The organism is Tahibacter aquaticus (assembly GCF_004363655.1).
Classification (GTDB): domain Bacteria; phylum Pseudomonadota; class Gammaproteobacteria; order Xanthomonadales; family Rhodanobacteraceae; genus Tahibacter; species Tahibacter aquaticus.
Map to the genome: position 1 here is coordinate 147,118 of NZ_SNZH01000019.1, position 6,000 is coordinate 153,117.

Annotated in this window: 5 protein-coding genes and 1 pseudogene (1 of these 6 only partly in view); 5 read left to right on the forward strand and 1 reads right to left on the reverse strand. The window is 59.2% G+C overall.

Annotated elements, in window-relative coordinates; translation table 11 throughout:
* The 5 genes and pseudogenes from DFR29_RS24670 to DFR29_RS24690 form a co-directional block, all read left to right on the forward strand.
* Positions 1-3,740: the end of an RHS repeat-associated core domain-containing protein gene (locus tag DFR29_RS24670; RefSeq protein ID WP_133821311.1), read on the forward strand. The gene continues 6,988 nt to the left of window position 1, outside the view; the window shows 3,740 of its 10,728 coding nt (coding positions 6,989-10,728); its start codon lies off the left edge, out of view; the stop codon is at positions 3,738-3,740.
* Positions 3,733-4,341 (forward strand): DUF7919 family protein, encoded by a 609-nt coding sequence (locus tag DFR29_RS24675; RefSeq protein WP_166654317.1) that lies wholly within the window; start codon positions 3,733-3,735, stop codon positions 4,339-4,341. The genes DFR29_RS24670 and DFR29_RS24675 overlap by 8 nt, the downstream gene beginning before the upstream one ends.
* Positions 4,342-4,436: 95 nt before the next feature.
* Positions 4,437-4,835, forward strand: a pseudogene (locus DFR29_RS24680) (transposase); the annotation flags it as partial.
* A gap of 85 nt (positions 4,836-4,920) precedes the next feature.
* Positions 4,921-5,073 (forward strand): hypothetical protein, encoded by a 153-nt coding sequence (locus DFR29_RS30580; protein ID WP_425598890.1) that lies wholly within the window; start codon positions 4,921-4,923, stop codon positions 5,071-5,073.
* Between the two features lie 118 nt (positions 5,074-5,191).
* Entirely contained in the window at positions 5,192-5,614 is a 423-nt protein-coding gene (locus tag DFR29_RS24690; RefSeq protein WP_133821313.1) for a hypothetical protein, read from the forward strand.
* A gap of 38 nt (positions 5,615-5,652) precedes the next feature.
* Here DFR29_RS24690 and DFR29_RS29775 read toward each other — a convergent pair.
* A partial coding sequence (locus tag DFR29_RS29775) for a hypothetical protein (protein ID WP_208113708.1) occupies positions 5,653-6,000 on the reverse strand: 348 nt, incomplete at its 5' end.

Below are 6,000 nucleotides of genomic sequence, written 5' to 3' on the forward strand. Positions count from 1 at the left end.
AAAGCGGCCCGGAAGCCGGCCAGCTGACCAGCTACGACTACGACGCCAACAACAACCGCATCGGCGAAACCTGGTCCAACGGCCGCGTGCTGAGCCGCAGCTACGACGCGCGCGACCGCCTGTGGGTCAGCAGCGACCAGCAAGGCGTCATCGAAACCCGCAGCTACTGGCCCGACGGCCTGCTGCGCAGCGTCACCGATGCCGAAGGCCGCCTCACGCGCCAGTTCCACGACGGCCTGCACCGGCTCTACCGCGAAGAACTGCCCGGCACGTCGCCGCGTCCGCGCCGCTTCGGCCACAGCATCCACGGCGAGGTGGTCAGCGAAACCGATCCGCTCGACCACACCACGATTCACGCCTATGACAGCCTGGGCCGCAAGACCTCAAGCACCGCGCCTACCGTCGAGAACATCACGGCCACCGCCACCACGCGCTACGACGACGTCGGCAACGTGCTGGAACAGACCGATGCACTGAATCAATCCACGCAGTTCTTCTACAACGCCCTCAACCAGCGCATCGCGCAGACCGATCCGCAGGCCTGTGCCGAAGCGCATTCCGGCCAGCCCGCCGGCAGCGACTGCCACCAGCACTGGCTCTACGACGCCCTGGGCAACGTGCTGTCGCATACCGACCGCCGCGGCATCGTCAGCATCGGCGCCTACGACCGGGAAAACCGCCTCAAGGGCCAGTCCCGCGACGGCCTGATCGTGCAGACCCTCGACTACGACGACCAGGGCAACCTGGCCAAGCAGTGGGACGCGGAAAACCGCCTGACCACCTTCGACTACGACCAGGCCAACCGCAAAACCGCCGCGCAGCGCGCCGGCCTGGCCGAGGAAAGCTGGACCTATACCCCGCTCAACGACGTCGACACCCACGTCGATGCCGACGGCTACCCGACCACCTACCGCTACACCCTGCGCCGCCTGCTCGACAGCGAAACCCGCGCCGGCGAAACCACCAGCTACACCTACGACGACAGCGGCAAGCTCACCGGCCGCCAGCGCCCGCTGGGCGAAGCCTGGACCTGGGCCTTCGACTACGACGCCGCCGGCCGCCTGGCCACCGTCACCGACCCGCTGCAGCACAGCACCGTCTTCGGCTACGACGACGCCGACAATCGCACGCGCATCACCGATGCCAACGACCACTACACCCAGTTCCACTACGACGAACGCAACCGCCTCAGCGGCAAGACCTACCCCGGCGGCGCGAACTGGCAATGGCGCTACGACGCCAACAGCAACCGCACCCGCAGCGAATCGCCCATCGGCCGCGTCAGCACCACCACCTACGACGGACTCAATCGCGCCGAGCTGACCACCTTCGTTGCCGCACCGGCCGGCGAAGTACAAAGTACCCAATTGCACTACGACGGCAACAACAACGTCGTGCGCATCGAGGAAACCAGCAGCAGCGGCACACGCAGCGAAACCCGCAGCTACGACGCCTTCGACCGCGCCGACGGCGTAACCGACAGCAACGGCCGCAGCCTCGCCTACCGCTACGACGACGTCGGCAACCGCACCGAGCGCACCGACCCGGACCGCCAGACCACCGTCTGGACCTACAACGACCTGAACCAGAACATCCGCGTCTTCACCCCCGGCCTGGGCACCACCCAGCAGGAACACACCCCGGCCGGCCGCCTGCGCCTGATCACCCGGCCCGACGGTTCCCTCACCCGCCAGACGTACAACGACAGCGGGCGCCTGGAAACCATCGTCCACGAAAAAGCCGGCAGCACCGTCGCCAGCTACCGCTACACCTACGACCTCAACGGCAACCGCAAGCAGCAGCACGAGACCAACGGCGCCGCCAGCAGCAACGCGACCCAGCTCACCACCTACAGCTACGACAACGCCGACCGTCTTGAGGCCGTCGCCGAACCCGGCCGCACCACCACCTACACCCTCGACACCGTCGGCAACCGCACCAACGAGCGCGTCGTCAACGCCGGCAACATCGCCATCAGCGATTCCACCCTGGTCTACAACGACCGCGACCAGCTCACCAGTCGCAACGACACGCTCGCCAACGTTAACCTCGTACAGACCTGGGACGACAACGGCAACCTGAAAACCCAGACCGTCAACGGCGGTACACCGCGCGTCTACACCTACGACGCCCGCGACCGCATGATCGGCCTCAACGCCGGCCCCGGCACGGCATTGAGCTTCGCCTACCACCCCGACGGCCTGCGCCGCGAAAAGACCAGCACCAGCGGCACCACCCGCTACCACTACGACGACCAGAGCCTGCTCGCCGAAACCAACGCCATCGGCAACACCGTGCGCCAGTACCACTACAGCGCCGAGCAGTTGATTGCGGAGACCAAAGCTGGCACCACACCGGTCCATCGCCAGTACCTGCTCGACGCGCTGCGGTCACCGATTGCGCTGCTCACCCAGCAAGGCGCCGTCAGCGCGCGCACGAGCTATGACGCGTTTGGGGAGATACGGGCGCAGGTGGGCGTAGGTGGCGCGTTGGTCACGCCTCAGCGCGACCAAGCCAATGCCGAGCTGGTCAGTGGCGATGAGCAGAGCTTCGGGTTTACGGGCTATGTGAAGGACACGGAGTCGGGGCTGTACTACGCCAAGGCGCGGTACTACGACCCCGCGACGGGGCGGTTCAATACGGAGGATCCCGAGGCGGGCAAGGATATGGAGCCGCCGAGTTTGCATCGGTATTTGTATGCCTATGCGAATCCGACGGCTTATGTCGATCCAACCGGACGCTGCGCAAACAACATCTGCCTACTGAACTACGTGTACGCGTACTCGAAGACGCCCGAGCAGCGGACTGCCGCAACTCGAACAATACTCAACACAGAACCAACCGTTGGCCGTATATATGGTGCGGCACAGCCGGTCTATCAGACCATCGAGAACTTCGCCGAGATCAACTACGACCTGATCTCGAATGAGCCGGAAGCGGTTGCTCGCATGTCTAGCCGAATGGACGCTCTGCAAGCAGCAAATCGCGAGTGGGTTCCCGCCTTCACGGGTGGCCCAGTTGGTATTCTGAAGAAATTCGCTATCGATATTGGAACCTCAATCGGCGAGCATGCGACTCAAATGCGTGAAGCTATCGCCAATAACGACTATGTAGGGCAAGGTCAGGCGGGAACAGGGTTGGCAGCTGACGCAAGCCAAGTCATCGGTGCTGTCGCAGCCGTTCGTTCCGGGGTGGTGCAGGGACTAAGATTCGCAGACTTGCCAAAAGGTTTGCCAAAGCCAACATTCCCCCACGAGGGACAAAAACCGCTGGCGAACTTCTTTGGAAACCCTAAAGCCGGTCATCCAGAAGCGTTAGAAATACTGCCTGGAGGGAGCGGTAGAGCTGTTGCAGGACATGGCGAATTGAACTACCCGATCCGACCTGGGACCGTCCCAGAAAAATCAGCGCTAACTATAGCTCGACCCGGCGTAGCTCTCCGAGACGATGCGGCGCAAATGATGGAGGCTGGCGACTGGGATGGGCTGCGCGAACTTGCTCAAGCCGACAAAATGATCGAAGCGCAGGTCAGCGGCATGAGAACTCTTCTGCCTGGCTCAGAAGTACCGGACTACGTACTTATGCACCCCGGGCAACATACTCGTCGAAGAGAAGTTCTAGCTCCACTTACAATCATGGAAAATAGCATCACCGTAAAGGAACCCACTCATTTGTCCGAAATTCTCAAACCAGGACAAGGTTGCGTAATCTGGGCCGCCTGTACGCGCATCAATGACTGAGGGCAAAGCTATGAATTTCGGCGATGAACTGAATGAAGCACTAGGTATGCAGACCTCCTACTTTCCAGATCTAACACCGTATCAGTACGGAGACAATCAGCATTGCCCACGCGTACTCCGCATTGGTTGGCTTGGGGATGGTGCTTTTGCAAAAAAAGAAACAGAAAACTCCGAATTGGTAAAAAAAATTGGCGCGATAAAAGCGTCTATATGGCCAAGTATTTTTCACTTCAATCTAGTTCGCGGCCCAATATCATGTCAGCTATGCCCAAAGGGAAACCGCGCCGCATTCAACACTGAACTACTAGTTCAAGATTTCGAGAACAGCGAGAGCTATTTCGGTTGCCCTGCAATGATCGACCATCTAATTCAGGAGCACGAATACAGTCCGCCGGACCAATTTGTTCGGTCCGTCATGGCTCTGAGACTGGACCAACCATTCGATGCGGTGGTGGCTTTTGACGAGGCTTGTCTCTCTACTGCGGCGATGAGAAAACTCTATGAAATTCGCGCTAAGCATCTTGCACGCGCTCAAGATAAACCCGAGAACACACGCTACCGTCGATGGCTTGAATCTCGCGGATTTTGGCCTATCAAGTAAAATGTCAGGCACTCGAAGCCGCGGAAATAAGCCTGTCAGGATTTTTGTGTGCGAGGTATAGCATGAGGACCAGGAGCAGCTATGCCACGCAAGAAGAAGCCGGCGTCGGCCGGCATGAGAAGGCGCTGATTGAGCGGGCGCTGGGGGCGGAGTTGTCGCACCACCTGGGCTATGCGCCCGGTACGGCCAAGCCTGAAGCGACGAGCAACCAGCGCAACGGCAAGTTCGGCAAGACGGTGCTGACCGAGGACGGTCCGCTGCGCATCGCGGTGCCGCGCGACCGTGCCGGTTTTCGTTCGAGCCGATCCCGATCCAAGCACGAGCGCCGTTTCACCGGTTTTGACGACAAGATCATAGCCATGCACGCGCGCGGCATGACGGTGCGGGATATCCAGGGATTTCAGGCCGAGCAGTACGGCACCGAGGTCAGTCCGGAGTTCATCAGCAGTGTGACCGACGCGGTGATGACCGAGGTCACGGCCTGGCCGGAACGCTGGCGGCCGACAAGAGTACGTCTCAGACTTAAGCCACGTTACTGGCAAAGTAGCCACAAATAGAAATCGCGTCATCCACTCAATTATTCGCGAAGATTTACCAAATTTAAAACTAAACTACACACCTGCATACAGTCCGTTCATATCACAGGGCGTTGCAATGCGAAGCACAGAAACTCAGGTTGGCAAAAATATGTTCTCCTCAAGGAACGCACTTCGAAATACCATTGTCCATTAAGAGCTCCACCATAGATGGTGGAAGATAGACATTCTTGATCACCATCCCATCACCTCATACAAATAAAATAAATTCTATAGCACCATATATAGATACTTTCGCATAAGGGGGCGGGCTGATGCCGACCAATGACCAGGTTGAAACCGCCAGTTTAGCTTGTCCAAATTGCGGGGCGGCGAAGGCATCCAAAATTAGGCAGACTATCAGGTCGGGAAAATTATTTTGGAGTGAGAGTACAAACTGCCTGATATGTGGCACACAGATCGAGGTTGACGGAACCGGATTTCCGCCCGAAAATATCCGCAAAATTCTTTATGTTGAATACGGAAAATGGAAAATACGGCTTACATCAAAAAAAATCTCTCCTGTAACACTGAAAATTATTCGCGAACTATTTGACCTAAATATGGAAAAATTGAGGCGAATAATCGAGAACTTCCCAGACATTATTTTGCCACTGACAAACGTTGAAGCGACCTGGTTAGCGCAGCATCTTGGTCGCGTAGGCGAGAAACCAACTATCGAACTTCAATCCGACTAGCCTCCCATCGATCCCGACTGCCAGACCACCGTCTGGACCTACAACGACCTGAACCAGAACATCCGCGTCTTCACCCCCGGCCTGGGCACCACCCAGCAGGAACACACCCCGGCCGCCCGCGCCTGATCACCCGGCCCGACGGTTCCCTCACCCGCCAGACCTACAACGACAGCGGACGCCTGGAAACCATCGTCCACGAAAAAGCCGGCAGCACCGTCGCCAGCTACCGCTACACCTACGACCTCAACGGCAACCGCAAACAGCAGCACGAGACCAACGGCGCCGCCAGCAGCAACGCGACCCAGCTCACCACCTACAGCTACGACAACGCCGACCGTCTTGAGGCCGTCGCCGAACCCGGCCGCACCACCACCTACACCCTCGAC

What these genes read in the sequence shown, in the direction of transcription:
- DFR29_RS24675 (WP_166654317.1), top strand. Translation starts at nt 3,733, where the DNA reads ATGACTGAGGGCAAAGCTATGAATTTCGGCGATGAACTGAATGAAGCA.
- DFR29_RS24690 (WP_133821313.1), top strand. Translation starts at nt 5,192, where the DNA reads ATGCCGACCAATGACCAGGTTGAAACCGCCAGTTTAGCTTGTCCAAAT.